Raw genomic sequence first — 22,825 nt, 5'->3', positions numbered from 1 at the left:
TCTGGGGCAGTCGGACCTGCGTGCTCTCTCAACTGGCGTGAAGGATCCGAAAACGATCGGGTTCCGCCGGATCCCGATCAACGACTTGGACCGGCGTCCAAGCCCATTGCCAAACGCTGATGCCCGGCGTGCGGGAGAACCGGATCTGCCCGCGAGTGCCCTCGACAGCAACGCGCGGCCAGGATTCGGCAGTGCGCGCCCGGTCCGCGCCGTGAGAACGCAGCACATCGGCGAGGACGGCGACCGTGTCGTAACCCTCGAAGGCGACGAAGGAGGGCGCGTTGCCCAGCCGCTCGCGGAGGGCCGTCTCGACTCGCGCACCGAGTGGGCCGAGGCGCTCGGGCAGGTAGCGCAAGAACGGGACCGCTGAGCCGTCTTCGCCCAGCAACGTCGCCCATTCGGCGAACTCCGGTTGCCCAGCCGGAGCACCAATCATGATCTCGGCGAGGCGCTGGTCGCGGCGGACAGACTTGACGATCGACACTGCCGGCTCCGGGTGGCCGACCAGAAGAAGGAGGGCTGTCGCGCGATTGTCGACGAGTTCGTCGCACACGGCCGTGGGGGTGAGCGCGCGCATATCGAGTTCGATGACGGTGCCGCCGCGCGGAGCGAGGTAGTCCCGCAGAATGCGGACCCCGGATGACCAGTAGACACTCGACTGGGCTGCTACGGCGATACGACTGTGGCCCGCGCCGAGGAGGAAATCCGCGTAGATCTGCCAGCCGTGGGACTGCGCTGGGGCGAGGCGCGCGACCCATTCCGTCGGCTGTTCGGTGAGCGCGTCGAGAACCGCTGACGAGCAGAGGAACGGCAGGCCGAGGGCGTCGGCCCTGACGGCAGCGGCGCGAGCTACGACGCTGTGGTACTCCCCCGCCAGGGCAGCCACGCCCAGGTGAGCCAATTCATCCACGGCCGCCGCGGCCCTGTGTGGATCAGCCGCGGTGTCTCGGACCACCAGCTCGAGTGGTCTTCCGACGATCCCGCCGGCGTCATTGACTTCACGAACGGCCAACTCGAGGCCGGCGAGCAAGTGTTGGCCCCCCTCGACCCAGCCGGGCCGAGTCAGCGGAACGAGAGCACCGATGCTGACCATGCCGGACATTGGATCCCCCACCACCGCCAACAGGCAACCGATTACTTGTTCGCCGATCCGCCAGGCTTCAAGAAAACCGGATCTAATGCTTAGATGCGTGGGTTCCATTAGTGACACCCACGGGGAGGACCCGGCGTGCTCGTACTCGCACACATCAGCGATCTTCATCTGGACGGGAGCACGCGGGCGACGCAGCGCGCCGAGCGGGTGCGCGAGCGGCTGTGGGAGCTGCCGGGGCACGTGGACGCGCTGCTGGTGACCGGCGACATCGCCGACCACGGCACGGAGGCGGAGTACGAGGAGGCGGCCCGCATCCTCGGCCTGCGGTCCGGCGACGCGCCGTTCCCGGTGCTGACCTGCCCGGGCAACCACGACAGCCGTGCCCCTTTCCGCAAGGCGCTGCTGGGCCTGCCCGCGACCGAGGGACCGGTCAACGGGGCGCACGTCTTCGACGACGCCACCGTACTGATGTGCGACTCCAGCATCCCGGGGAGCGACGAAGGGGCTCTGGACGAGGAGACGTACGACTGGGTCGAGGCGACGCTCGACGAGCTCGACGGGAGCCTTCCGGTGCTGCTCGCCCTGCACCACCCACCGGTCGCACTGCACCACCCGCTGCCCGACTCCTACCGGCTGCGCGCACCCCACCGGCTGGCCGCCCTCATGGAGCGCCGACCCGAGATCGCCGGGCTCATCACCGGGCACGCGCACACGGCCACTGCCACCACCTTCGCCGGGCGGCCACTGGTCGTCGGACCCGGTGTGACGTGGACGCTGCGGCTGCCCTGGGAGGGCGAAGGGGCCGCCGACCGGGAGGCGCCGGTCGGGCTGGCGTTCCACGTGCTGGACGACGAGGGGCGGCTCACCAGCCACTTCCGGGTGGTCACGTGACGATCCCCGGGGCCACCGCCAACTGCTGGTAGCCGCCGCCCTCATGTCGTACCGTCACCGTGACCGTCGCCCCGGGACGCGCCCGGTCGACCGCCCGTACGAGGTCCGCCGCGGACTCGACTGGTGTGCCGTCGAAGGTGAGCAGTACGTCGCCCCGCACCAGGCCCGCCGTATAGCCGGGCCCGGGGACATGCACGCCGACGATCAGGGCGCCGGACTTCTCGGCGTCCACGACCTCGACGCCCAGGACCATGTCCGCCGGAGGGGTCGACGCGGCGGCCGACGGTCCGGAAGCGCTCGGGCCCGGCGAGGTGGACGGGTGCACCGGCGATGCGGGCGCCGACGGTCCGGGGCGGCCGGGTCGGCCTGGTTGGCTTTGGAGTTCGGCGAGCTTGCTCATGCCGATCACCGTCGCGGCCACCGTGCCCAGTCCGACGCCGGACAGCACCAGCACCACCGCGACGAGCAGGCCGAGCAGCAGGGTCGTGAGCCGTCGGCCGCGTCGGCGCGCGGCATGCGGGCGCTTGACGGGTTTGGAGCCGGTGCCACCGGGCTCCTGACCGGGCTTCGGCTTGGGACGCAGCGCAGTCTGTTCCATGGTTCACCTCCCCTGGTGCACTACCCGGCGCAACGGCGCACAACGAGCCACGAACGAGTGAGACTGACTCACCATCAGAAATGGAAGGTGCGCCAGTGCATGGGCAGAGGCAGCGGCGCACCGCGTTGTCAGTGGGCCCTGTTACGTTCTGTGACATGACCGATCACGCCCTGCGCCTGCTCCGGCGGGACCCCCGTCTGGCCGCTCTCGCCGCGTTCCCGTTCAACTTCGACCTCGACCGCGCGGCGCACGGTCATGTCGAGCCGGTCCGCCTGGCGTCGGGCGGGCCGCTGGAGGTCGTGGCGGGCGACGACACGGGCGGTACGTACTTCGTGTGCGCGGACGGATCGATGCTCTACGCCAGTTCCGACGGCTCGGCCGGGATCATCGGCTCGACCGTCGACGAGGCGCTGGAGATGCTGATCGGTCTGCCCGGCTGGGGAAGCTGTACGCACCTGTCCCCGGCCGACGGCGAGCAGGCGATCCGGGAGCGGGTCACGGAAGTCGAGGACGAGCTCCGTGAGTACTACGGAATCGACGAGGAGCGGGCCGAGTTGCGCGCCGCCCTGGGATTCCCGGACCGCTCCCCCGTCGAGCTCGTGGCCCGGCTGCACTCCGCGCTGCTGCGCACCGAGCCCGACTTCCTCCTGATCAACGCCGAAGAGCTGTGCGGCTACGACCTGCTCGACGGCCACCCTCGGCCACCGCTCTGGGAGCCGGTCCTCGCGGCCGGTCGCGCCGACCTCTCGCTGCTGCGTTCCGGCGACCGTGCGGTGTGGGACGCGCTCGCGGCGGACGCCGCACGGCGCCGACTCGCCCTGCGCGCCGCGCAGTTCGACCGGGCGGACGGCGATCTGGGCCTGCTGCGGCATCTGCTGCGGCACGAGGCGAGTTCGTCGATGGCGGACGAACTGCGGCTGGCCGCCGTACTGGTGGGCCTGCACGGCCACACGGACGACCTGCCGCTGCTGCACGAGGTCCGGGAGACGGACTTCGACACCGCGTGCGGGCTGAGTGACCTGCCCGAGTGCGGCGCCGACGCGTCGGAGCTGCGGCGCTGGGCGCGGGAGCTGGACGACGCCCTGTTCGGCACCGACCCTGCCGACGAACCGTCGTGCACATGGACCGACCTGGCCATGGACCAGGGCATGACCGAGCTCGCCCGGGTCGCGCTGATCCGCAGGCTGGACGGATTCATCCTGGACCAGGGCGAACTGCGCCGCCCCGACGACCCGACACGGCTGAACACCAGCCCTCTGCGCTCACTCGCCACTGCGTTCGAGCGTCTGGGTGACCTGTCGCAGGCGCTGCGCGCCCAGCGCCTGTACGCCGTTCTCCAGGACACGGCGTGGGACCGCGTCTCGGCCCGTCTCACGCAGGCACGGTTGGAGCGGGAGGCCGGGCAACCGCTCGAAGCGGTACGCACCTTGGCATCGCTCAGAGCCACCCTCGACAACCCCGGCGACGACTCCCTGCGCCACTGGCAGCAGGTGAACCTCGGCCGACTCACGACCACGGAGCACTACGCCCTTGCCCGCGCGCTGGCCGAGGCGAACCTGCCGGAGCAGGCCCGCGCGGTCCTCGCGTCCGGGGACGCGATACTCGGCGAGCTCTCGGAAAACGCCGCGAAGGGCGTACGAGAGCTCGCCGAGGAGACAGCCGCACGGCTGCGCGGCATCAGCTGACCGACACGGGTGCGGCAGGCGCGCGGTCCGGCAGGAAGCCGTGGGCTCGTCGCTCCAGGTAGTCCGCCTTGTAGCGGGGGACCTCGCGGTGCCAGTTCAGGATGGCCGCCATCCAGTTCTGCAGCGCCGTCACATACCCCGCCATGCTCTCGCGGTCCTTGGCCGACAGCCCGAAGTCCTCGTACACGACCGGCAGTTCGGTCGCCGCCACATGCTCGAACTGCCGCATGCGCTGCGTCATCAGGTCGTTGACGATGCCGAGGGCGGTCGGGTAGTCGGTGCCGAAGAAGTTCTGCACCACGAGGACGGCGTTGTGGATCTCCCCCTCGTACTCGATCTCCTTCTGGTAGGAGAACACGTCGTTGAGGAGGCAGGCGTAGTCGACGGCGGCGTTCTCCAGGGAGCGGACGGATCCGCTGCGGTAGACCTCCGGCGGGATGTCGGGGCCGTGGCCCGTCCGGCAGAGGCTGAGCGTGAGGTCGGCGCCGAAGGTGGCTCGGCGCATCTCCAGGTAGTCGACGGGATCGGGGATGCGGTTCTGGAGCTGGTTCGCCAGCTCCCACACCCAGCTCTCCGTCATCACATCGATCGATGCCTTCAGCCGGCGGCGGCCGTCCTCGTCCATCCCGACCGTGGTGCGCTGCCACAGGTCGATCAGGCCGCGTTCCATGGCGTTCACGGGGACGAGCGGTTCCGCCCCGTCGACGGGCATGCAGGCCGAGAGGCGTTCCGTGCACAGCCTGGCGGCGGCGAGGTCGCGGCGGTGGCCGAAGACGAGCGGGTAGTAGTCGTCGCCGTACGTGCCCCAGGTCAGCCACCCCGCACTGAGGTCGAGGGCCTCCGGGGGGCCGTCCGGGTCGAGTCCGGCCGAGCACAACGGCAGGTCGAACGCGGCGAGTTTGTCCTCGTCCCAGACGCCCTCACTGAGCATGCCGAGGCCCTGCGCCCAGGGCAGGAGACGCGCGCGGGCGCCTTCGAGGGCGGGGTTGAGGCGCACCTGGAACGGCATGTAGATATCGGGAATGCGGGACGCTCCGACCTTCTGGAACGGCACGTGCGTGTACGCGCGCAGCCGCTCGGCACCAGCCGAGGCGAGCAGTGACCGGATGTCGGTCCCCGACGTGCCGAGTCCGGTGGCGCCGGCGCTCCACGGAGCGGTGGCCGTGGCGTTCTTGTTCATGTAGCGGCTGGAGCGCATGTGCCACTCGTGGCCTCCGGACTGCCAGTCCTGCAAGCCCTTGGTGTAGGCGGCGATCGCGGCCAGTTCGTCCGGGGTGAGGCCCTTCTCCAGGGCCAGCGCGGGCACTTCGGTGAACGCGGTGTGCTCGAACTGGTGGAGCCGGGAGGTGAGGATGTCGTTGACGGCCTCGGCGGCCTCCTGGGTGGTGCAGCCGAAGAACGTCTCCAGGACGAGCACTCCGTTGCTGAGCTCGCCCTCGTCCTCGACCTCACGCTGGTAGGAGAACAGGTCGTTGCGCAGGTGGACGCCGTCGGAGAACGTCTCCATGAGCACCCTGAGCGGCCGGGAACCGGCGACGGACGCGGGCACTTCGGCGGTCGCATACTCCACGAGCCCGGCGGACCAGGGAGCGCCGCCGACCTTGCGGCGCATCTCGATGTACTCGACGGGGTTGGCGATCCGCCCCTCGTTGATGTTCGACAGCTCCCACAGGGACTCGTTCAGCAGATGCTCGGTCGCGACGGCGAAGCGGCGGCGCCAGTCCATGGACATCGAGGGCACCGTGCGCGCCCACAGGTCGGCGAGGCCCGCCTCGACCGGATTCTGGGGCTCCGGTACGGGCGTTGACATGTCGAGCGGCATGAACAGCGGCAGCCGGTCCAGATAGGCCTTGCCGCCGGCGCGGTCCTGGCTGCGTTTGAAGGTCTCCAGGAAGTGGTCGTCGAAGAAGAAGACCCACACGTACCAGTCGGTGATGAGAGAGAGGGCTTCGGCGTCGCAGTCGGGGTGCGTATAGGCGCAGAGCAGGCCGTAGTCGTGCGCGTCGAGGTCGGCCTGCTCCCAGATCCCGGACCCCTCCAGCATGCCCATCTCGCGTGCCCACACGGTCGAATGGGCCCGGGCCTCGTCGAGATGTGGGTTCAGCCGCGCGGGATACGGCATGTAGAAGTGCGGGAGTTCGAACGGCTGCTGCGTCATGGCCGGGCCCTACCCCCGGCCCACCGGGGGCATCCGCGGGCCAGGACATGATCACACCATCGCGTGAATCAAGGGTGAATCCGGGAGTTCTCGCCGGGCCTTGTGGCGTTCATCTCTACGCGCGCAGACTACGGCAATTGCAGAACAAGCGACCTTGGACCCACGCAACTCCCAGACTTACGGAGTCCCGATGAACGACCCCAGAGCTCTCTCCCGCCGGACCGCGCTCGCCTCGCTCGCCGGGGCGACACTGGCCGGCACCGCGGCGTTCCCGGCGTCGGCCACCGGCCACCACCGGCGGACGGTGCGGTTCGCCACGTTCAACGCCTCGCTGAACCGCACCGCCCAGGGCGCCCTCGTCACCGACCTGTCCACCCCGGACAACGTCCAGGCGCGCAACGCCGCCGAGACCATCCAGCGGGTCGACCCCGACGTCCTGCTGATCAACGAGTTCGACTACGACAGCGACGGCACCGCGGCCCGCCAGTTCCAGCGCAACTACCTGGCCGTGAGCCAGAACGGCGCGCGTCCGGTGCGCTACCGGTACCACTTCACCGGCCCCGTCAACACGGGCGTGGCCTCCGGGATCGACTTCGACGGACGTGGCGGCGCCGTCACGACGCCCGGTTCCGACGCGTACGGGCAGGACGCCTTCGGCTACGGCTGGTTCCCGGGGCAGTACGGCATGCTCGTACTCTCCAAGTACCCCATCGACACCCGCGCGGTGCGCACCTTCCAGCGCTTCCTGTGGAAGGACATGCCGGGCAACCTCCTCCCGGCGGACTACTACAGCGACGAGGCCAGCGCGGTCTTCCGGCTCTCCTCGAAGAGCCACTGGGACGTACCGGTCCGCATCGGCCACGACACCGTGCACTTCCTCGTCTCGCACCCCACCCCGCCCACCTTCGACGGCCCCGAGGACCGCAACGGCCGCCGCAACCACGACGAGATCCGCCTCTGGGCCGACTACATCAGCGGCCGCAGGCGCGGCTTCTATCTCTACGACGACAAGGGTCGGCGCGGCGGACTGCGCCCCGGCGCGCGCTTCGTGATCGCGGGCGACCAGAACGCCGACCCGCACGACGGCGACAGCTACGCCAACGCGATACGTCAGCTGCTCGACCACCCGGCGGTCAACCTGCCGGCCACTCCACCGGCCAGCGCGGGCGCAGTGGAGGCCGCGAGCCGCCAGGGCGGCGCCAACACCACCCACACCGGCAACCCCGCCTACGACACCGCCGACTTCTCCGACTCCGCGCCCGGCAACCTGAGGGTGGACTACGTCATACCCAGCAAGGGACTGACGCCGGTCGCGAACGGCGTGTTCTGGCCGACGTCCGACGACCCGCTGTACCGGCTGGTCGGCAGCGGCTGGCCGGTCCCCACCTCGGACCACCGGCTGGTCTGGCAGGACATACGGGTGGCCTGAGCCGCTTCCCCGCCAGGACACGGGAGCCATGCGCTTCTGCCAGGGGGCACCGCCACTTCGGCGCCGGGCGCGACAACGCGACACCCTCGCCGCGCGCCCTTGCCGAGCCCCGGCCCACCGGCCACGGTGTTCGCATGACCTCCTTCATGCTCCCCCATGAGCTGCACGGCAGCGGCACCCACAAGGTGTTCGCCGTGCACGGCTGGTTCGCCGACCGGTCCGCGTACGCGCCCGTCCTGCCGGACCTGGACCGTACGTCCTTCCAGTACGCGCTCGTCGATCTGCGCGGCTACGGGCAGGCCAGGGACGCGGACGGCGCGTACACGACCGGTGAGGCGGCGCGCGACCTGGTGGCACTGGCCGACCGGCTCGGCTGGGCCCGGTTCTCCGTCGTCGGGCACTCCATGGGCGGCGCCATCGCCCAGCGGATGCTTGCCATCGCCCCGCACCGGCTGCGCACGGTGGTGGGCGTCTCCCCGGTGCCCGCCTCCGGGCTCGCGCTGCCGCCGGAGCAGTGGGAGCTGTTCGCGGACGCCGCTCACCGGCCGGAGAACCGGCGCGCCATCATCGACATCACCACCGGCGGCCACCGCCCCGCCGCCTGGCTGGACCGCATGGTCGCCCGCTCCCTGGCGGAAAGCGACCCGAAGGCGTTCCGCGCCTGGCTGGACTCCTGGGCCGGCGAGGACTTCCACGAGCAGGTAGAGGGCTCGACGGTCCCCGCGCTCGCCGTCGCCGGAGCGCTCGACCCCGCCCTGTCGGCCGATCTCCTCCGCCGGACCTGGCTGACCTGGTACGCGCGCGCCGAACTCCACGAGCTGCCGTGCGCCGGCCACTACGCGATGGACGAGACCCCACTCGAACTGATCCGCGTCATCGAGGACTTCCTCCGCCGGGACCGGGACGAGTAGCAGGCCCGAGGGGGGATGGGGGGCCGAGACGGCGCGGTGTCCGGGGGCGAACCGGCGTGAGGCCGCACGCCCCGCCTGTCCCCGGCATCAAGCACCTGGACCTCGACCTCCACCACCCGCCCACGCATTGACCTGGATCAGCGCATGCGTCCCACCAGTCCGCCAGCCCTGCCCCTCCTCCGCGACCAGCGCCGCCTCGGTGTCGATGTCGAGGCCGCAGATCACGTCGGATTTCAGGGTGCGCAGGGCGGCGACCGGACCGGGGAAGTAAGCGGTCACGTCGGCGAAAGGGGTGGGCGGGGGCCAGTGGCGGTCGCCCACCAGGCGACGGTAGTTGAGGTCGCCCTTCACGACGGTGACCGTCGCCGCGGCGAGCTCGGCGCGCAGATCGTCGGGCATCTCGGCGTACGGCAGGGGTCCGCAGGAGAAGGGGTGGGCCCGTACCGTCAGCCGACCGTCGGTCGTCGCCGACCACAGGCACCGCCCATACGCGGCGGCCGCGCCCGGCGCCGCAGTCAGCCGGCGCAGGGCGTCCAGTACGTCGGCCGGGGTGGCGTCGGAGACGTAGTACGGGTCGGGCTTGACGTGCAGCACCGCCCGCTCGACGCGGCCCTCGGCCAGGAGGTGGGCGATGAGCAGCAGGTCGGGGATGAGTTCGCGGCCGGCGTTGTCGGCGATCAGGCAGAGGGTGCCGGTGCCGGAAGGCGGCAGGAGTGACCACAGGGTCTCGCTGTCGTCGGCGACCAGGCCGGGGGCGGCGGCCGGGGTGTCGCCGCCGGCGGACAGCCGGAAGCCGAGGTCAGCGCGGTTGCCCCAGAGCGAGCCGTGCAGCAGGGCCTGGGCACGCTCGTCGGCCGGGCGGGATTCGAGGCTGTCGAGGGCGGCCAGCTCCTCGTCGGTCTCGGGTGCGTCGAGTTCGGCGAGTTTGACCGGGCCGAACGGGTCGATGGCCTGTTCGGGTCCGGGGCCGAAGTAACCGACGGCTTCGAGGAGTTGGCGGTAGAAGTAGCTTTCCGACCACAGCCAGGGCACGTCGAACCAGGACTGTCCGGCGTATCTGTCGAGTCCCCACGCGGCCCACCGGTCCCGGTCGTGCGCGTCGGAGGGGAACGATTCGATCACGCCTTTGGTGCAGCTGGTGAGCAGGGCGTCGAGGGCGCGCTGCCGGTGGGGGCCGTACGGCAGGGACTCGCGTACCTGCCGGATGATCGCGGGATGGCGTTCGGCCAGCACGCTGTACGGGAAGGAACCGGTTTCGTTGCCGAGGATCACTGGCGCGGGCGCGGCGTCGGGCATGCGGCTCACCGTACCGCGCGCCGCTCAGATGGCTCTGATCTCACGTTCCAGCTGCGTGGCGAGGCCGAGATACCGCGGGCGTCTGGTCACCGGGACCAGGCCGCGGATGAGGACGTACCACATCTCGGTGAGCCGGCGGGGCAGCCGCAGGACGGGTTCGAGGGTGCGGCTCGTCACGCGTATCCCGACGAAGAAGCTGAGGAGGGAGTGGGCGACGGCGTCGACGTCGACGTCCGGGTGGATGTCCGACTCCTTGACGGCGCCGAGGAGTTTCCTGGAAACGATGTCGAGCCACTCCGTGAAGGGGTGCGGCAGCGGCGGCCGCACCCCGACGCCGCCGGTGGCGAGCCGGAGTCCGGCGCGGGCGACCGGCCCCTCGACGGTGAGCCGCACGAGGCCGAACGTGATGCGCATCAGGCCTTCGAGCGACGAGCACTTCCGGTCGTCCACCTCACGGGCCAGCCGCCGGGAGGCCTGGGACTGGATCTCGATGATGGCGTGCGCCAGGTCCTCCTTCGCCGCGAAGTGGAAGTACAGGGCGCCCTTGGTGACTTGGGCGTGCTCGACGATGTCGCTCAGGCTGGTCGACTCGTAGCCGTGACGGTCGAACAGGTCGGCGGCGGCCCTGATGATCGTGGCCCGGGTCTGCTCGGCTCGTAACTGCCTCGCCATCGGCTGGACTCTCCTGGGAATGAAAACGGGTTATGCCGTTTGTTTCTTACCCCGCGTTCACAATATCTCACTCCTTCGCCATGCCGACCAGGCACTCGAAGACCGCCGACTCCCCCTGCGTGGCCACGATCCGTATGTCCGTGCCACCCTCGTCAGAGGCCTCGATCCATACGGGTTCGTCCAGTTCGGCGTAGCGATGGAAGAACGACCGGAAGGAGGCGGGCGTCCCGGCCTCGGGTGCCCGGGCCCGGGCCGCCTGGCGGGCGGACTCCAGCAGGAGCATGCCGGGGGCGTGATCGAGCGGATGGTCAAAGAAAACGGGATGCGCGGTATCAATTCTCAGGCGCCAGCGGTCATTCCGGTCGGCCGGGGCCAGGACGACGTCCTCCGGCAGCGCGCGGTCCACGGCCTGGGGCGGCAGACCGGGCGGCGCGGGGAGGGCGGACACGGTGGCGGGGGTGCGGCCGCCGCGCAGCCTGCGGTAGACGGACTCGGCGACGCAGGTGAAGGCGACCCGGGCGGTCGCCACGCGGGCACCGTCGAGCAGTACTTCGGCGGTGTAGCGGGCCCCGGCAGGGCGGCCGGCCCGGTGGCGCACCTCGACGAAGTGGACGTCGACGACCGGCTCGGCCGGTATCGGGCCGACGGCCAAGTGCTGGGGAAACGTGTCGACTTCGAATTCCTGGAGCACGAAGTGGTGGCCCAGGTGCACGTCGTACTCGGTGTGGGCGATCAGGGTTCCGCTCTGGCGCACGGTTTCGACGACGAGAAGCGGCTCGTACGCGGAGCGGTCGGGCGACACGTGTAACCCGTGGGCCCGGGGCCATTGGGCGGAAACGGCGAAGCGGTCGGTTTCCGTCCGTCGCCAGCCGGTGAGGAAGGTCTCGGCGACGGCCGCGCGGTGCACGAGCTGCCGGGGAACAGTCGCCGTCAGGGTCGGGGTTTCGGCAAGTTGCCGCGATAGTGGCATGTTTCTCCCTACGTCCCCCGAAGGGCTCTGCGGACGGTGGAGACATCCGCTGCGGGTGGGCGTCAGATTACGAGGCGACCGGTTTGTTTTCAATGCGATCACTCCGTAACACCCTATGATCAGGGCAGTTCCGGCACGATCGTGGCGCCAACGGCATGAACCGGCCAACTGGGCGTCGGAGGGGGGTTCTCATGGCGAAACAGGAGCGCGCCATCAGGACACGCAGGGCGATCCTGGAAGCCGCCGGTGCGGTCTTCGACGAACACGGTTACACCTCCACCACCATCGCCATGGTGCTGGAACGCGCCGAAGTCACCAAGGGCGCGCTGTACTTCCACTTCCCCTCCAAGGAGTCCCTCGCCCAGGCCGTCCTCGACGAGCAGGTGCCCTTCGGCGCGATCCCCTCCCAGCCGTGCAAGTTGCAGGAGGTCATCGACATCACCTTCGTCGTCGGCCAGCGGCTGCTGAGCAACGCCCTGCTCCGGGGCAGTGTGCGGCTGGCGGTGGACCAGTGCGCGCCGCCGGGGGTGGATCACACCGGGCCGTTCCGGCAGTGGACCGACCATCTGACGCCGCTGCTGGAACAGGCGCGGGCACAGGGGGAGTTGCTGCCGACGGTGGATCCGCGGGAGACGGTGGAGCTGCTCGTCGGTGCGTTCACCGGCATACAGCTGATGTCACGGGCCCTGACCGGGCGGGACGATCTGGGGCGACGCCTGTCCGTGCTGTGGTCCCACATGCTGCCGAGCATCGCGGTGCCCGGGTTACTGCTCGGGCTGGACAGCCGGGCCGACCGGGGGGCGCGGGTGCTGGCGTCGCTGGAGAGCCGGGTGGCGTAGCGATCCGCCGGACGTTTCAGTGAACCGACTCCGACACGTCCGGACACGACAACAAGGCGGGCCGACCGGCACCCATCCGCACCGGTCGACCCGCCCGCTCAGGAGACGCTCTTGTGAAGGCTTACGTCAGAACGTCAGGCTCCAGCTGTTGATCGTGCCCGTGTCCTGCGCGGCGACATCCTGCACCCGCAGCTTCCAGGTGCCGTTGGCGACCTCGCTGGACGCGTTCACCGTGTAGGTGGTCTTGACGTCGTTCGCGGAGTCCGAGCCGCTGGAGGACTTCAGGCGGTACGTCGAGCCGTCCGGCGCGACCAGGTCGATGACCAGGTCACCGCGGTAGGTGTGGGTGATGTCCACCGCGACCTGCAGGGCCGAGGGCGCGTTGCCGCTGCGGCCGCTGACGGTGATCGGCGACTCGACGGCCGACCCGGCGTCCGGGATCGAGACGGCGGAGGTGCTGGAGAAGGTCGTACCGGTGGACGTACCGCCCGCCACGGCCTGGACCGTCTTCGCGGCGTCCGCCAGGCCCGCGCCGCAGCCTCCGGAGCAGGCGCCGGGCAGCGGACGGGCGTTGGACTTGATCGCCGACTCGATCTGGGCCGGGGTCAGCGACGACTTGGCCGACTCCATCAGCGCGGCGAGGCCGGCGATGTGCGGGGTGGCCATGCTGGTGCCCTGGTAGTAGGCGTACGACTCGGTGGACGGCGTCCGGGTGCCGGAGTTCAGCGTGGAGTAGATGCCGTTGGCGGTGCCGGTGCTGGTCTGGCCACCGGGGGCCGAGATGTCCACCAGGGAGCCGTAGTTGGAGTAGGACGCCTTGGCGCCGGAGCGGTTGGTGGCGGCGACCGAGATGACGTTGTTGCAGTTGCCCGGCGAGTGGTTCGCCACGTTGTCGTTGTCGTTTCCGGCGGCCACGACGATCGTCGTGCCACGGTTCACGGCCGCGTTGATGGCGCTCTGCGTGGCGGAGCTGCAGGCGCCGTCGCCGCCGAGGCTCATGTTGATGACCTTGGCGACGTTGGAGTTGGCGGGCACGCCGGAGACGGTGCCGCCGGACGCCCAGGTGATGGCGTCGATGATGTCACTGTCGTAACCGCCGCACTTGCCGAGCACCCGCACCGGGGAGATCTTGGCGCCGTACGCGATGCCGGCCATGCCCTTGCTGTTGTTGGTGACCGCGGCGATGGTGCCGGCGACGTGGGTGCCGTGCCAGGAGGAGTTGCTGGCCGGGATGCCCGCGCCGCACTCGTTGGCGTTGTACCAGTCGCCCGGGTCGGCCGGGTTGCTGTCGCGGCCGTTGCCGTCGACGGAGACGGCGGTGTCGGAGATGAAGTCGTAGCCGCCGACGATGTTCGCGGCGAGGTCGGAGTGGGCGACGTAGCCGGTGTCGATGACGGCGACGGTCACGCCGGTGCCGGTGGAGGTGGACCAGGCGCCCGGCACGTTCATGCCGGCGGTGGACTCGAAGAGGTCCCACTGCTTGGCGTAGTCCGTGTCGTTCGGGTCGGCCTGCGGCTTGTTCAGGCGGTCCGGTACGACGTAGGCGACCTGCGGGTCCGCCCGGTACTCGGCGACGACGTCGGCGACGTCCGACTTCGTGAGGTTCTCGCCCAGGTCGACCAGGGCGGCGCCGGTGCCGAGGCGGCGCTGGAAGTCGAGGTTCTCGCCGGCCTCCTCGCCCTTGGCCTCGGCGTCGGCCTCGGCGGCCTTGTTGGACTTGGCCTCGTCCGCGCCGGACTTGTAGCCGACGATGAGGCGTTCGGCGGGGGTGCCGGGGGCGGCCTCGGTCTGGGCGGTGGGAACGGCGGCTTCGCGCGGGGCGGGGTCCTGGGCCGCGGCGACCGGGGCGGCTGCGGTGAGCAGCGCCGCGGAGACGGCGGCGACGGATATCAGCTTGCGTCTGATGGCAGGGGAGGTTCGCAAGGGCTTGCCTTTCGTGGCCGTACTCCGGACAGCGCGGAGCGGCGGTCGAGGCGCTTCGTCGTCGAAGCGGAGGGGGGTATGTCGAAAAGCGGCGTGCGGAGGCCGGCCTGGCGCGAACCGACCCGTCAGGGGTTACCTGTGGGTCAGCTGTGCTGGAACGATAGGCAACGGAACCGCCGGACGGATACAGGGGAAACCCTTTATCCGGCCGGAAACTCACCCTTGGTGTCCGAGGGTTGACACGTGCGTGCCCCGCGCGGCTCCAAGGCGGCGCGGGGCACGTGAGGTACGGCGAGACCCTCGGCGAGGGCGGCGGAAGGTGTCAGTCCAGGCCGACCGACTTCAGCCAGGCCTGCGCCACGTCCAGCGGGTCCTTGTTCTCCAGCTGGACCTGGGAGTCCAGGTCCAGCAGCGTCTTGGTGTCGAGCTTGGCGGAGACCGCGTTGAGCGCGTCGACGCCCTCCTGCGGGAGGCCGCTCTTGTACACCAGCGGGGTCACGTTCGCGAAGCCGAAGAGGTTCTTCGGGTCCTGAAGGACGACGAACTTCTCCTTGGTGATGGTCGGGTCGGTGGTGAAGATGTCCGCGGCCTGCACGGTGTTCTTCGTCAGCGCCGCCTGAGTCAGCGGGCCACCGGCGTCGAGGGCCTTGAAGGACTTGAACTTCAGGCCGTATTCCTTCTCCAGCCCGACCAGCCCCTGGTGCCGGGTCTGGAACTCCGGCGAGCCGCCGATGACCAGCTCGGGCGCGATGTCCTCGAGGTCGGCGAGGGTGGACTGGGCGGTGAGGTTGTACTTCTTGGCCGTCGCGGCGTTGATGGACACCGAGTCCTTGTCCTCCGCCGGCGCCGACTCCAGCAGCGTCAACTTGGAGTCCAGCTTGGCCTTGACCGCCGCGTTCACGGACTCGGTCGACTTCTGCTCGGCGTCCGGGTCGAGGTACGCAAGCAGCGAGCCGTTGTACTCGGGCAGGACGGTGATGGAGCCGTTCTTCAGCAGGCCGTACGTGGTCTCGCGGCTGCCGATGTTGGGCTTGTACTCGACCTTGACGCCCTTGGCCTTCAGGGCCTCGCCGTAGATGTCGGCGAGGAGGATGCTCTCGGCGAAGTTGTTGGAGCCGACGACGACGGTCTTGCCGTCCGACGCGCCGCCCTCGGAGAGCGGGTTGTCGGACGTGTCGTCGGAGGACGAGCCACAACCGGCGACCAGCGCCGCCGCGACGGCGAGGGCGACGGCGGCCGCGCCGCGGTGTCTCGTACTGGACCAGGTGCTCTTCACGGTTGAAGTCACGGTTCCCGTTTCCGGCTGAGGAATTTGGCGGGGGAGCATGGCGATGACGTGACGTGCGGGCACACCGGACCCCCGTGGACGCAGCGCACACACCGCACTCACTGATCCAATCCAGCCCGTTCTCACTCAGTCAAGAGCAGCCAGGTCACCAATCGGCTTCAATAAGTGACCAGTTGTGAAGGAGGCGCGAACGATTTCCGCGCTCCGAGGAGCAGGTTGTAACGGATTCTTGACTTGGAGTGGTGCGATCCGCCCTCCCAAGAGGCGATAGTCTCACCGCAGTTGCCCTCCGGTCACAGCGGTGACACAAACCGCACCGGTGTCGTCGTACACCGGCCGAAGCCGATCGGAAACGACACGCGAACGGACACGCGCGTTTGACCCACGCGCGGTGCGACACCCCACGAAGGAGGCTCGGTGTCCACGAACGAGGTGGGCGCGCCCTCCCCCGGGCCGGCCCGGGGTGGCTTGCGCGGCTTCGCCGATCGCCGGCCGTTCCGTCAGAAGCTCAACGTCCTGGTCGGCGTGCCGCTGGCCGGACTCGCGGTGCTGCTCACGTATCTCATCTCCGGCCAGGTCACGCAGGCCCGCAGCGCGGCCGAGGCCGCCGCCCTCGTCAGGGACAGCGCGCAGGTCGCCGAACTCGTCGACCGGGTGGAGACCGAGCACCAGCAGGCCATCCTGCTGTCCGTGCGGTACGAGGCCGGCGGCAGCGGCGCCAAGCCCTCGCTGACCGACTACCGGACGGCGCAACGGGAGGTCGACACCCAGGTCGAGAAGGTGCGCGCCACGTTCGGCGACCGGCTGCCGGAGACCGAGGCGCAGGCGCTGCGGGAGGTCAACGGCCTGAGCAGTCTGCGCCGGACCATCGAGCAGGGCTATCTGCCCGCCGACAACATCGACCCGGCCTACTACAACGCCGCCAAGGGCGTGATCGACGGCCTCGGCCTGGACCGCAACCAGGCCCTCGCGGCCACCTTCACCGGCAATCTGCTGGACTCCCTGCTGCGCGCCGACGCCGCCCACAGCTCGTTCGAGACCAGCGTGTTCTCGGCCTCGACCGGGGACTCCAACGCGCTCATCGAGTTCATCAGCGCGGTCGGCGCCTACGAGCTGTACGAGCACCAGGCCGAGCGGTTCGGCCGGTTCGCCACCGAGGAGCAGGCGGCCGAACTGCGCCGCATCGAGCACAACCCGGCCCAGGCGACCATCCTGCGGCAGTACGCCGAGCTGCAGATCGACCCGAGCGCGCTGCAGGCCACGACGCCGAGCGTGCTCCGCGCGAAGTTCACCCTCGCCCTGTCCAACTACCCGGCCTACCGCGAGCAGTCCGACACCCGGCTGGGGATCACCGGCTCGCTCATCGACCAGATCGCCGACCGCGCCGACGACGCCTCCAACGACGCCTGGTGGAACGCCGCCTGGCTGCTGGGTCTCGCCGTGTTCGGCTTCCTGCTGTGGGGTTTCTTGTCGGTGACGGTACGCCGCTCGGTGATCCGTCCGGTGCAGGCACTGACCGGTGCCGCCCGGCAGGTCGCCGACGTGGCCGGGCGTGAGCTGGCGCGCGTGGCCGACGACGACACCGAGGACGACGCGCCGCCGCGGCTGCGCGAGATCCCGGTCACCGCCAAGGACGAGATCGGCGACCTGGCCGACGCCTTCAACCAGGTGCAGACCACCGCGGCCGCGCTGCTGGAGCGGCAGGTGCTCAGCCGCCGCAACGTCGCCGAGATGTTCGGCAACGTCGGCCGCCGGGTCAGCAACCTCACCACCCGCCAGCTCGCCCTCATCGACGCCGTCGAACGCGGCGAGACCGACCCCGCCCTGCTCGAACGGCTCTACAGCATCGACCACATCGCGGTCCGGCTGCGCCGCAACGCCGACAGCCTGATGCTGCTCGCCGGTATCCGCGAGACCGTCCTGGACGGCGGGCCGACCGCGCTCACCAACGTCGTACGGGCCGCGCTCGGCCAGATCGAGGGCTACCAGCGGGTCGAACTGCACGCCGGTACCGAGATCATGGTCGAGCCGGACATCGTCGGCGACCTCACGCTGATGGTGGCCGAACTGCTGGAGAACGCCGTGTCGTTCTCGCCCGCGGGCAGCCCCGTCGAGGTGACCGTCCGGACCGGTGACGAGGGCGCGACGATCACCATCGCCGACCACGGCCTCGGCATGAGCGCCGAGCGACTCGCCGAGGAGAACGCCCGCCTGATCCGCCGCGAGCGCCTCGACCTGGTCCCGACCAAGGTGCTGGGCCTGTTCGTGGTGGGCAACCTGGCCCGCCGCTGGGAGATCGGCGTGACCCTCTCCCGTACCCCCGGCGGCGGTGTCACGGCCGAGGTCGGCATTCCGTCGACGCTGCTGCTGACGATGAGCGCGCTGGCCTCCGGCGGTTCGGCGGGCAACGGCGACGGGGCGTCCGGCGGCACGACGGGAGACCGTATGACTCCCGAGGCGGCGTCCGGGCCGCAGCCCTCGGCCGCCGCACCGGCCCTGTCCGCAGACCCCGTGGACGCCGCGGCGGACACCACGCCTGAGCGACACGACGACTCCACCCCGCTCCCCCGCCGGGTCCCCCGGCGCGATCCCGCAGCCGGTGACGCCGACTCCCCGCTCATCCCCCGGGCCCGCACCGAGACGCCCGCGAACGGCGCCCGCCCGCTGCGCCGCCGCGTCCGTGGCGCGACCCTGCGGACCACCGTCGGCGCCGAGGCCGAGCGCCGGGCCGCGCGACAGGCCACCGCGCCCGCCGACGCCGAAGCCGTCCGCGACGCCCTGGAGGAGTTCGAGGCGGCCGTGGAACGCGCCCATCGGGACGCCCGACGCGACGACGGCGAAAGCCGGGCACTGAGCAGCAACGGAAACAACCGCGGACCGCTCGACAGCGACACGCACGACTCGCAAGACCCCCAGCACCTCCCGGAAGGAGCGGAGCAGTGAGCACGTCGACAGGTGGTACTCCGACGGGAGGCACCACGCCGGACGAACTGCGGGCCGCCGCAGCCGACTTCACATGGCTGCTCAACCGTTTCGCGACCGAGACCGCGGGCGTCGTGGACGCCATCGCGGTGTCCTCCGACGGACTGCTGATCGCCGTCGCACAGCTGCGCGAGCGCGCGCACTCCGAGCGGCTGGCGGCGATCGTCTCCGGCCTCACCAGCCTGGCCGCCGGCGCCTCCGGCAACTACGGCCTCGGCGCGCTGAACAAGGTCATCATCGACCTGGAGGGCGGTCACGTCCTGGTCTCCGCGATCGGCAGCGGCGCCGTGCTCGGCGTGGTCGCCGACAAGGAGGCCAAGCTGGGCAACATCGCCTACGAGATGACGCTGTTCGCCAACCGCGCCGGTGCCGCGCTCAGCCCGCAGCTCGTGCTCGAACTGAAGAACAGCGTCGGCGTCGCGTCGACGGGCTGACCGGTCACCGCCCGGTCGAGGAGGAAGACACCCCATGGCGGACGACCCGACGCCCCCGGACCCGGCCCCCGTGGGCCCCGTCCCCGCCGTGCGGCCGTTCCTCGTCACCGCCGGCCGGGTGGCGGGCGGGGGCGAGGCCGCGTCCGCCCGGACGATGCCCGTCGAGACCCAGGTGGTGACCACCGCCGAGGGCCTCGACGCGCTCGACCGGCTCTCCTTCGAGCAGCACGACATCGTCTCCGTCTGCAAGCAGCCCCAGTCCATCGCGGAGATCGCCGCGCTGCTGCGGCTGCACCTCAACGTCGTCCGGGTCCTCGCCGAGGACCTGCGCACCGCCGGGCATCTGGCGGTGTACGTGCCGAACGCCGCCGTCACCCATGACGCGTCCGTCCTGCGAAGGGTTATCGATGGCCTCCGCGCCATCCCCGACTCCCGGGGGGTACTCCGTGACACCGACTGAACCGCTCGCCGTCGGCGTGGCCGCGCAGAGTGCCGTACGGCCGCCGCTGCCGGTGAAGCTGGTGATCGCGGGCGGCTTCGGCGTGGGAAAGACCACCGCCGTCGGCTCCATCTCCGAGATCGAGCCGCTGACCACCGAGGCCGCCATCACGGAGGTCGCGGCCGGGGTGGACGATCTGTCGCACACCCCGCGCAAGACGACGACCACGGTCGCGATGGACTTCGGCTGCATCACCATCGACCCGACGCTGAAGCTGTATCTGTTCGGTACGCCGGGACAGGACCGGTTCGGCTTCATGTGGGACGACATCGTCGAAGGCGCGGTCGGCGCGCTGGTCATCGTCGACACCCGCCGGCTGGACGACTGCTACGCGGCCGTGGACTACTTCGAGCACCGGCAGGTCCCGTTCGCGGTGGCGATCAACGCCTTCGACGGGAAGGTCGAGCACGCGCTGGAGGAGGTCCGCTGGGCGCTCGACGTTGCCGAGCACACCCCGGTCGTCGTGTTCGACGCCCGGGAGCGCGGCTCGGTGCGGGACGCGCTGCTCGTCGTACTGGAGCTGGCGCTGGCCCGCACCGAGGGGTGAGGCGGGGTCAGCCGCTGCGGCGGACCCCGCGGGACACCGTGAGGCGTCCGACCGCCCAGAACACGCCGAGCGTCGCCAGCGCCAGCACGGCGACCAGCGTGGCGCCGCCCACGACCTTCTCGTAGTCCCGCTGGTAGAGGCCGTCGACGATGTAGCGGCCGAGGCCGCCGAAGCTGACGTACGCGGCGATGGTGGCCGTCGAGACGATCTGGATGGCCGCCGAGCGCAGACCGCTGAGGATCAGCGGCAGCGCGACCGGGAGTTCGACCCGGAACAGCACCTCGGCCTCGGCCATGCCCATGCCTCGCGCGGCGTCCACGGGGGCGGGGTCGACCGAGCGCATCGCCTCGTACGTGGTGACGAGGACCGGCGGGATCGCCAGCACGACCAGCGGGATCATCACCGGTGCCAGACCGAGCCCGAGCAGCACGAACATCAGCACCATCAGGCCGAAGCTGGGCAGCGCGCGGGCGGCGGTGGCGATCAGGGCGAGCGTGTTGCCGCCGCGCCCGGTGTGCCCGGTCAGCAGGCCGATGGGGAGTCCGACGGCGGCGGCGATGCCGAGCGCCATCAGCGTGTACTGGATGTGTTCCAGGACGCGGGTGGGGATGCCGTCGTAGCCCTGCCAGTGGGCGTTGTCGCTGAAGAAGGCGTTGATGAAGTTCAGTACGTTCACCGGGCGGCGTCCTTCAGGGCGATCGGGCGCGCGTTCTTACGGGTGCCGCGCGGCATCCAGGGCGTGACGAGGATCCGCAGGCCGATCAGCACGGCGTCCACGACGATGGCGAGGACGGCCGTGCCGACGACGGAGAGCCAGATCAGTCGCGGCTGGTTGTAGATCATGCCGCTGTTGAGCAGGTTGCCGAGGGCGCCCTGGTTGCCGATCAGCATGCCGACGCTGACCAGGGAGATGCTCGACACCGACGCCACCCGCAGCCCGGCGATGATCGCGGGCGCGGCGATCGGCAACTGCACCTGGACATAGCGGCGTACGGGCCCGAAGCCCATGGCGGTGGCGGCGTCGAGGGTCTCGCGGGGCACCGAGCGGACGCCGTCCACGATCGCCGGGACGAACACCACCAGGCTGTAGACGGCGAGCGGGATCATCACCGTGGTCTCGCTCAGGCCGGTGTAGTCGATGAGGACGACGAAGAAGGCGAGCGACGGGATCGCGTACAGCACGGTCGTCACCCACAGCACGGGCGGGTACAGCCAGCGCAGCCGTACGCACAGTTGCGCGATCGGCAGCGCCACGAGCAGTCCGGCCAGCACCGGGATCATTGCCTCGCGCAGGTGCAGTGCGATCAGGCCCCAGTAGCTGTTCTGGAGGTCGCTGGGCAGGTCGAAGAGGCCGTTCATCGCCCGGCCTTCGCATCGACGGGTGCCGCGGCGTGCGCGCCGCGGATCGCCTCGCCGATGGTCTGCTGCGAGACGACCCCGGCCGCCCGGCCCTCGCCGTCCACGGCGACGGCCCAGCCGGTGGGTGACAGCACGGCACCGTCGAGCGCGGCCCGCAGCGAGTCCCGCTCGGCGACGAACGGCCGCCCGTACGGCAGCAGTCGCTCCGGCTCGATCTGCCCGGCGGTCAGGTCGCGCGGCTCGCTCCAGCCGAGTGGCCTGCCGTCCAGATCCGTTACGAGGAGATAGGGGACGTCGGCCGAGCCGCGAGCGGCGATCTGCTCGGCGGTGGCGTCGACGGCGACGATCGGCGTGGTGAGCAGCTCCAGTCCGGCGGACGGGAAGAAGGACAGCCGCCGGATGCCCCGGTCGGCACCGAGGAAGTCCTCGACGAAGTCGTCCGCCGGGTTGGACAGCAGCTCGGCGGGCGGGGCGAACTGGGCGAGCCGGCCGCCGGTGCGCATCACGGCGACCATGGTGCCGAGCTTGACGGCCTCGTCGATGTCGTGCGTGACGAAGACGATGGTCTTGCCCAACTCCTCCTGGATCCGAAGCAGTTCGTCCTGCAGTCCCTTGCGGACGACAGGGTCGACGGCGGAGAACGGCTCGTCCATCAGCAGCACCGGCGGATCGGCGGCGAGCGCCCGGGCGACGCCCACGCGTTGCTGCTGGCCGCCGGAGAGCTGGTAGGGGTAGCGCTTGGCGAGCGAGGCGTCCAGTCCCACCCGCTCCATCAACTCCCGGGCCCGGGAGCGGGCCACGTCCTTGCCCCAGCCGAGCATGCGGGGCACGGTGGCGATGTTGTCGACGATCGTACGGTGCTGGAAGAGGCCGGCGTTCTGGATGACGTATCCCATGGACCGGCGTAGCGTGTTGACCGGCTGCTGCATGATGTCGACGCCGTCGAGCAGGATCCTGCCCTCGCTGGGCTCGACCATCCGGTTGATCATCCGCAGGGTGGTGGTCTTGCCGCACCCGGAGGGTCCGACGAGGACGGTGATCGAACGGTCGGGTATCTCCAGTGACAGCCGGTCGACCGCCACCGTGCCGTCGGGATACCGCTTGGTGACTGAATCTATCCGTATCAAAACGCCGAACGCCCTTCGGGTGTGGCAGTCGCCGCCCGCTCACGCCTGGGGGCGGGCCGTTGCGGGGAGAGTCTAGACCGGTTGCGTTGCGGCCGAGGGGCGGGCAACGCCCCCAGGGGCGCGG

The 22,825-nt window shown here is 70.4% G+C and carries 20 protein-coding genes; 9 read left to right on the top strand and 11 right to left on the bottom strand.

All coding sequences use genetic code 11. From position 1 onward, the window contains the following. Positions 1-28: 28 nt before the first annotated feature. Positions 29-1,093, bottom strand: a complete 1,065-nt coding sequence (locus SSP24_RS07205; RefSeq protein WP_229864881.1) for an ABC transporter substrate-binding protein — start codon at positions 1,091-1,093, stop codon at positions 29-31. Between the two features lie 135 nt (positions 1,094-1,228). On the opposite strand from SSP24_RS07205, the gene SSP24_RS07200 reads away from it, so the two are divergent. Further along, positions 1,229-1,984, top strand: a complete 756-nt coding sequence (locus tag SSP24_RS07200) for a metallophosphoesterase (RefSeq protein WP_141307970.1) — start codon at positions 1,229-1,231, stop codon at positions 1,982-1,984. Here SSP24_RS07200 and SSP24_RS07195 read toward each other — a convergent pair. Beyond that, positions 1,977-2,582 carry a PDZ domain-containing protein gene (locus SSP24_RS07195; protein ID WP_141307968.1) on the bottom strand — a complete coding sequence of 202 codons (606 nt, stop codon included), beginning with the start codon at positions 2,580-2,582 and terminating at the stop codon, positions 1,977-1,979. The two genes, SSP24_RS07200 and SSP24_RS07195, sit on opposite strands and share 8 nt — an antisense overlap. A gap of 155 nt (positions 2,583-2,737) precedes the next feature. Here SSP24_RS07195 and SSP24_RS07190 point away from each other — a divergent pair, with 155 nt between their 5' ends. After that, on the top strand, positions 2,738-4,267 hold the full coding sequence (locus SSP24_RS07190) for a hypothetical protein (protein ID WP_141307966.1): 1,530 nt from the start codon (positions 2,738-2,740) through the stop codon (positions 4,265-4,267). Here SSP24_RS07190 and cyc2 read toward each other — a convergent pair. Continuing rightward, positions 4,260-6,425 (bottom strand): germacradienol/geosmin synthase Cyc2, encoded by a 2,166-nt coding sequence (gene cyc2, locus SSP24_RS07185; protein WP_141307965.1) that lies wholly within the window; start codon positions 6,423-6,425, stop codon positions 4,260-4,262. The genes SSP24_RS07190 and cyc2 overlap by 8 nt on opposite strands. Positions 6,426-6,615: 190 nt before the next feature. On the opposite strand from cyc2, the gene SSP24_RS07180 reads away from it, so the two are divergent. Next, a complete protein-coding gene (locus tag SSP24_RS07180) occupies positions 6,616-7,854 on the top strand; it encodes an endonuclease/exonuclease/phosphatase family protein (protein WP_141307963.1) in 1,239 nt (412 codons plus the stop codon). A gap of 134 nt (positions 7,855-7,988) precedes the next feature. Beyond that, a complete protein-coding gene (locus SSP24_RS07175; protein ID WP_141307961.1) occupies positions 7,989-8,765 on the top strand; it encodes an alpha/beta fold hydrolase in 777 nt (258 codons plus the stop codon). A gap of 87 nt (positions 8,766-8,852) precedes the next feature. Here SSP24_RS07175 and SSP24_RS07170 read toward each other — a convergent pair whose 3' ends face one another. The 3 genes from SSP24_RS07170 to SSP24_RS07160 form a co-directional block, all read right to left on the bottom strand. Continuing rightward, complete coding sequence (locus tag SSP24_RS07170; RefSeq protein WP_141307959.1) at positions 8,853-10,061, bottom strand: damage-control phosphatase ARMT1 family protein; 1,209 nt, start codon at positions 10,059-10,061, stop codon at positions 8,853-8,855. A 24-nt stretch (positions 10,062-10,085) separates the two neighbouring features. Beyond that, a complete protein-coding gene (locus SSP24_RS07165) occupies positions 10,086-10,733 on the bottom strand; it encodes a ScbR family autoregulator-binding transcription factor (RefSeq protein WP_141307957.1) in 648 nt (215 codons plus the stop codon). Between the two features lie 67 nt (positions 10,734-10,800). Continuing rightward, on the bottom strand, positions 10,801-11,703 hold the full coding sequence (locus tag SSP24_RS07160; RefSeq protein WP_141307955.1) for a ScbA/BarX family gamma-butyrolactone biosynthesis protein: 903 nt from the start codon (positions 11,701-11,703) through the stop codon (positions 10,801-10,803). 191 nt (positions 11,704-11,894) lie between these two features. Between SSP24_RS07160 and SSP24_RS07155 the strand changes: the two genes are divergently transcribed. Continuing rightward, on the top strand, positions 11,895-12,542 hold the full coding sequence (locus SSP24_RS07155; protein ID WP_141307953.1) for a ScbR family autoregulator-binding transcription factor: 648 nt from the start codon (positions 11,895-11,897) through the stop codon (positions 12,540-12,542). A gap of 126 nt (positions 12,543-12,668) precedes the next feature. Here the strand turns inward: SSP24_RS07155 and SSP24_RS07150 are convergent, their stop codons facing one another. Together SSP24_RS07150 and SSP24_RS07145 are read right to left on the bottom strand one after the other, a co-directional pair. Next, positions 12,669-14,465: a S8 family peptidase gene (locus SSP24_RS07150; RefSeq protein WP_141307951.1), complete on the bottom strand. Its 1,797-nt coding sequence runs from the start codon at positions 14,463-14,465 to the stop codon at positions 12,669-12,671. A gap of 322 nt (positions 14,466-14,787) precedes the next feature. Further along, positions 14,788-15,753 carry an ABC transporter substrate-binding protein gene (locus SSP24_RS07145; RefSeq protein ID WP_229864882.1) on the bottom strand — a complete coding sequence of 322 codons (966 nt, stop codon included), beginning with the start codon at positions 15,751-15,753 and terminating at the stop codon, positions 14,788-14,790. Between the two features lie 417 nt (positions 15,754-16,170). Here SSP24_RS07145 and SSP24_RS07140 point away from each other — a divergent pair, with 417 nt between their 5' ends. Genes SSP24_RS07140 through SSP24_RS07125 form a run of 4 tightly spaced genes read left to right on the top strand, consistent with a single transcriptional unit; the run spans position 16,171 to position 20,215 of the window. After that, the gene (locus SSP24_RS07140; protein ID WP_141307949.1) at positions 16,171-18,696 is read left to right on the top strand and encodes a sensor histidine kinase; all 2,526 of its coding nucleotides are present in this window, start codon (positions 16,171-16,173) and stop codon (positions 18,694-18,696) included. Further along, a complete protein-coding gene (locus SSP24_RS07135) occupies positions 18,693-19,169 on the top strand; it encodes a roadblock/LC7 domain-containing protein (RefSeq protein WP_141307947.1) in 477 nt (158 codons plus the stop codon). The genes SSP24_RS07140 and SSP24_RS07135 overlap by 4 nt, the downstream gene beginning before the upstream one ends. A 34-nt stretch (positions 19,170-19,203) precedes the next feature. After that, positions 19,204-19,629 carry a DUF742 domain-containing protein gene (locus tag SSP24_RS07130; RefSeq protein ID WP_141307945.1) on the top strand — a complete coding sequence of 142 codons (426 nt, stop codon included), beginning with the start codon at positions 19,204-19,206 and terminating at the stop codon, positions 19,627-19,629. Next, positions 19,616-20,215 carry a GTP-binding protein gene (locus SSP24_RS07125; protein WP_141307943.1) on the top strand — a complete coding sequence of 200 codons (600 nt, stop codon included), beginning with the start codon at positions 19,616-19,618 and terminating at the stop codon, positions 20,213-20,215. The genes SSP24_RS07130 and SSP24_RS07125 overlap by 14 nt, the downstream gene beginning before the upstream one ends. A gap of 7 nt (positions 20,216-20,222) precedes the next feature. Here the strand turns inward: SSP24_RS07125 and SSP24_RS07120 are convergent, their stop codons facing one another. Genes SSP24_RS07120 through SSP24_RS07110 form a run of 3 tightly spaced genes read right to left on the bottom strand, consistent with a single transcriptional unit; the run spans position 20,223 to position 22,701 of the window. Continuing rightward, a complete protein-coding gene (locus tag SSP24_RS07120; protein ID WP_141307941.1) occupies positions 20,223-20,891 on the bottom strand; it encodes an ABC transporter permease in 669 nt (222 codons plus the stop codon). Then, positions 20,888-21,574: an ABC transporter permease gene (locus SSP24_RS07115; protein ID WP_141307940.1), complete on the bottom strand. Its 687-nt coding sequence runs from the start codon at positions 21,572-21,574 to the stop codon at positions 20,888-20,890. The genes SSP24_RS07120 and SSP24_RS07115 overlap by 4 nt, the downstream gene beginning before the upstream one ends. Then, complete coding sequence (locus tag SSP24_RS07110) at positions 21,571-22,701, bottom strand: ABC transporter ATP-binding protein (protein WP_141307938.1); 1,131 nt, start codon at positions 22,699-22,701, stop codon at positions 21,571-21,573. Before SSP24_RS07110 ends, SSP24_RS07115 begins: the two co-directional genes overlap by 4 nt. Positions 22,702-22,825 lie beyond the last annotated feature (124 nt).

The organism is Streptomyces spinoverrucosus (genome assembly GCF_006539505.1).
GTDB classification, from domain to species: domain Bacteria; phylum Actinomycetota; class Actinomycetes; order Streptomycetales; family Streptomycetaceae; genus Streptomyces; species Streptomyces spinoverrucosus.
This window is presented reverse-complemented; position numbering and strand designations above follow the sequence as displayed.

Bases quoted from the DNA above. Each gene is read 5' to 3' on its own strand.
- SSP24_RS07205 (WP_229864881.1), bottom strand. From the start codon at position 1,093: ATGGTCAGCATCGGTGCTCTCGTTCCGCTGACTCGGCCCGGCTGGGTC.
- cyc2 (WP_141307965.1), bottom strand. From the start codon at position 6,425: ATGACGCAGCAGCCGTTCGAACTCCCGCACTTCTACATGCCGTATCCC.
- SSP24_RS07130 (WP_141307945.1), top strand. From the start codon at position 19,204: ATGGCGGACGACCCGACGCCCCCGGACCCGGCCCCCGTGGGCCCCGTC.
- SSP24_RS07180 (WP_141307963.1), top strand. From the start codon at position 6,616: ATGAACGACCCCAGAGCTCTCTCCCGCCGGACCGCGCTCGCCTCGCTC.
- SSP24_RS07190 (WP_141307966.1), top strand. From the start codon at position 2,738: ATGACCGATCACGCCCTGCGCCTGCTCCGGCGGGACCCCCGTCTGGCC.
- SSP24_RS07195 (WP_141307968.1), bottom strand. From the start codon at position 2,582: ATGGAACAGACTGCGCTGCGTCCCAAGCCGAAGCCCGGTCAGGAGCCC.
- SSP24_RS07155 (WP_141307953.1), top strand. From the start codon at position 11,895: ATGGCGAAACAGGAGCGCGCCATCAGGACACGCAGGGCGATCCTGGAA.
- SSP24_RS07115 (WP_141307940.1), bottom strand. From the start codon at position 21,574: ATGAACGGCCTCTTCGACCTGCCCAGCGACCTCCAGAACAGCTACTGG.
- SSP24_RS07175 (WP_141307961.1), top strand. From the start codon at position 7,989: ATGACCTCCTTCATGCTCCCCCATGAGCTGCACGGCAGCGGCACCCAC.
- SSP24_RS07160 (WP_141307955.1), bottom strand. From the start codon at position 11,703: ATGCCACTATCGCGGCAACTTGCCGAAACCCCGACCCTGACGGCGACT.
- SSP24_RS07170 (WP_141307959.1), bottom strand. From the start codon at position 10,061: ATGCCCGACGCCGCGCCCGCGCCAGTGATCCTCGGCAACGAAACCGGT.
- SSP24_RS07165 (WP_141307957.1), bottom strand. From the start codon at position 10,733: ATGGCGAGGCAGTTACGAGCCGAGCAGACCCGGGCCACGATCATCAGG.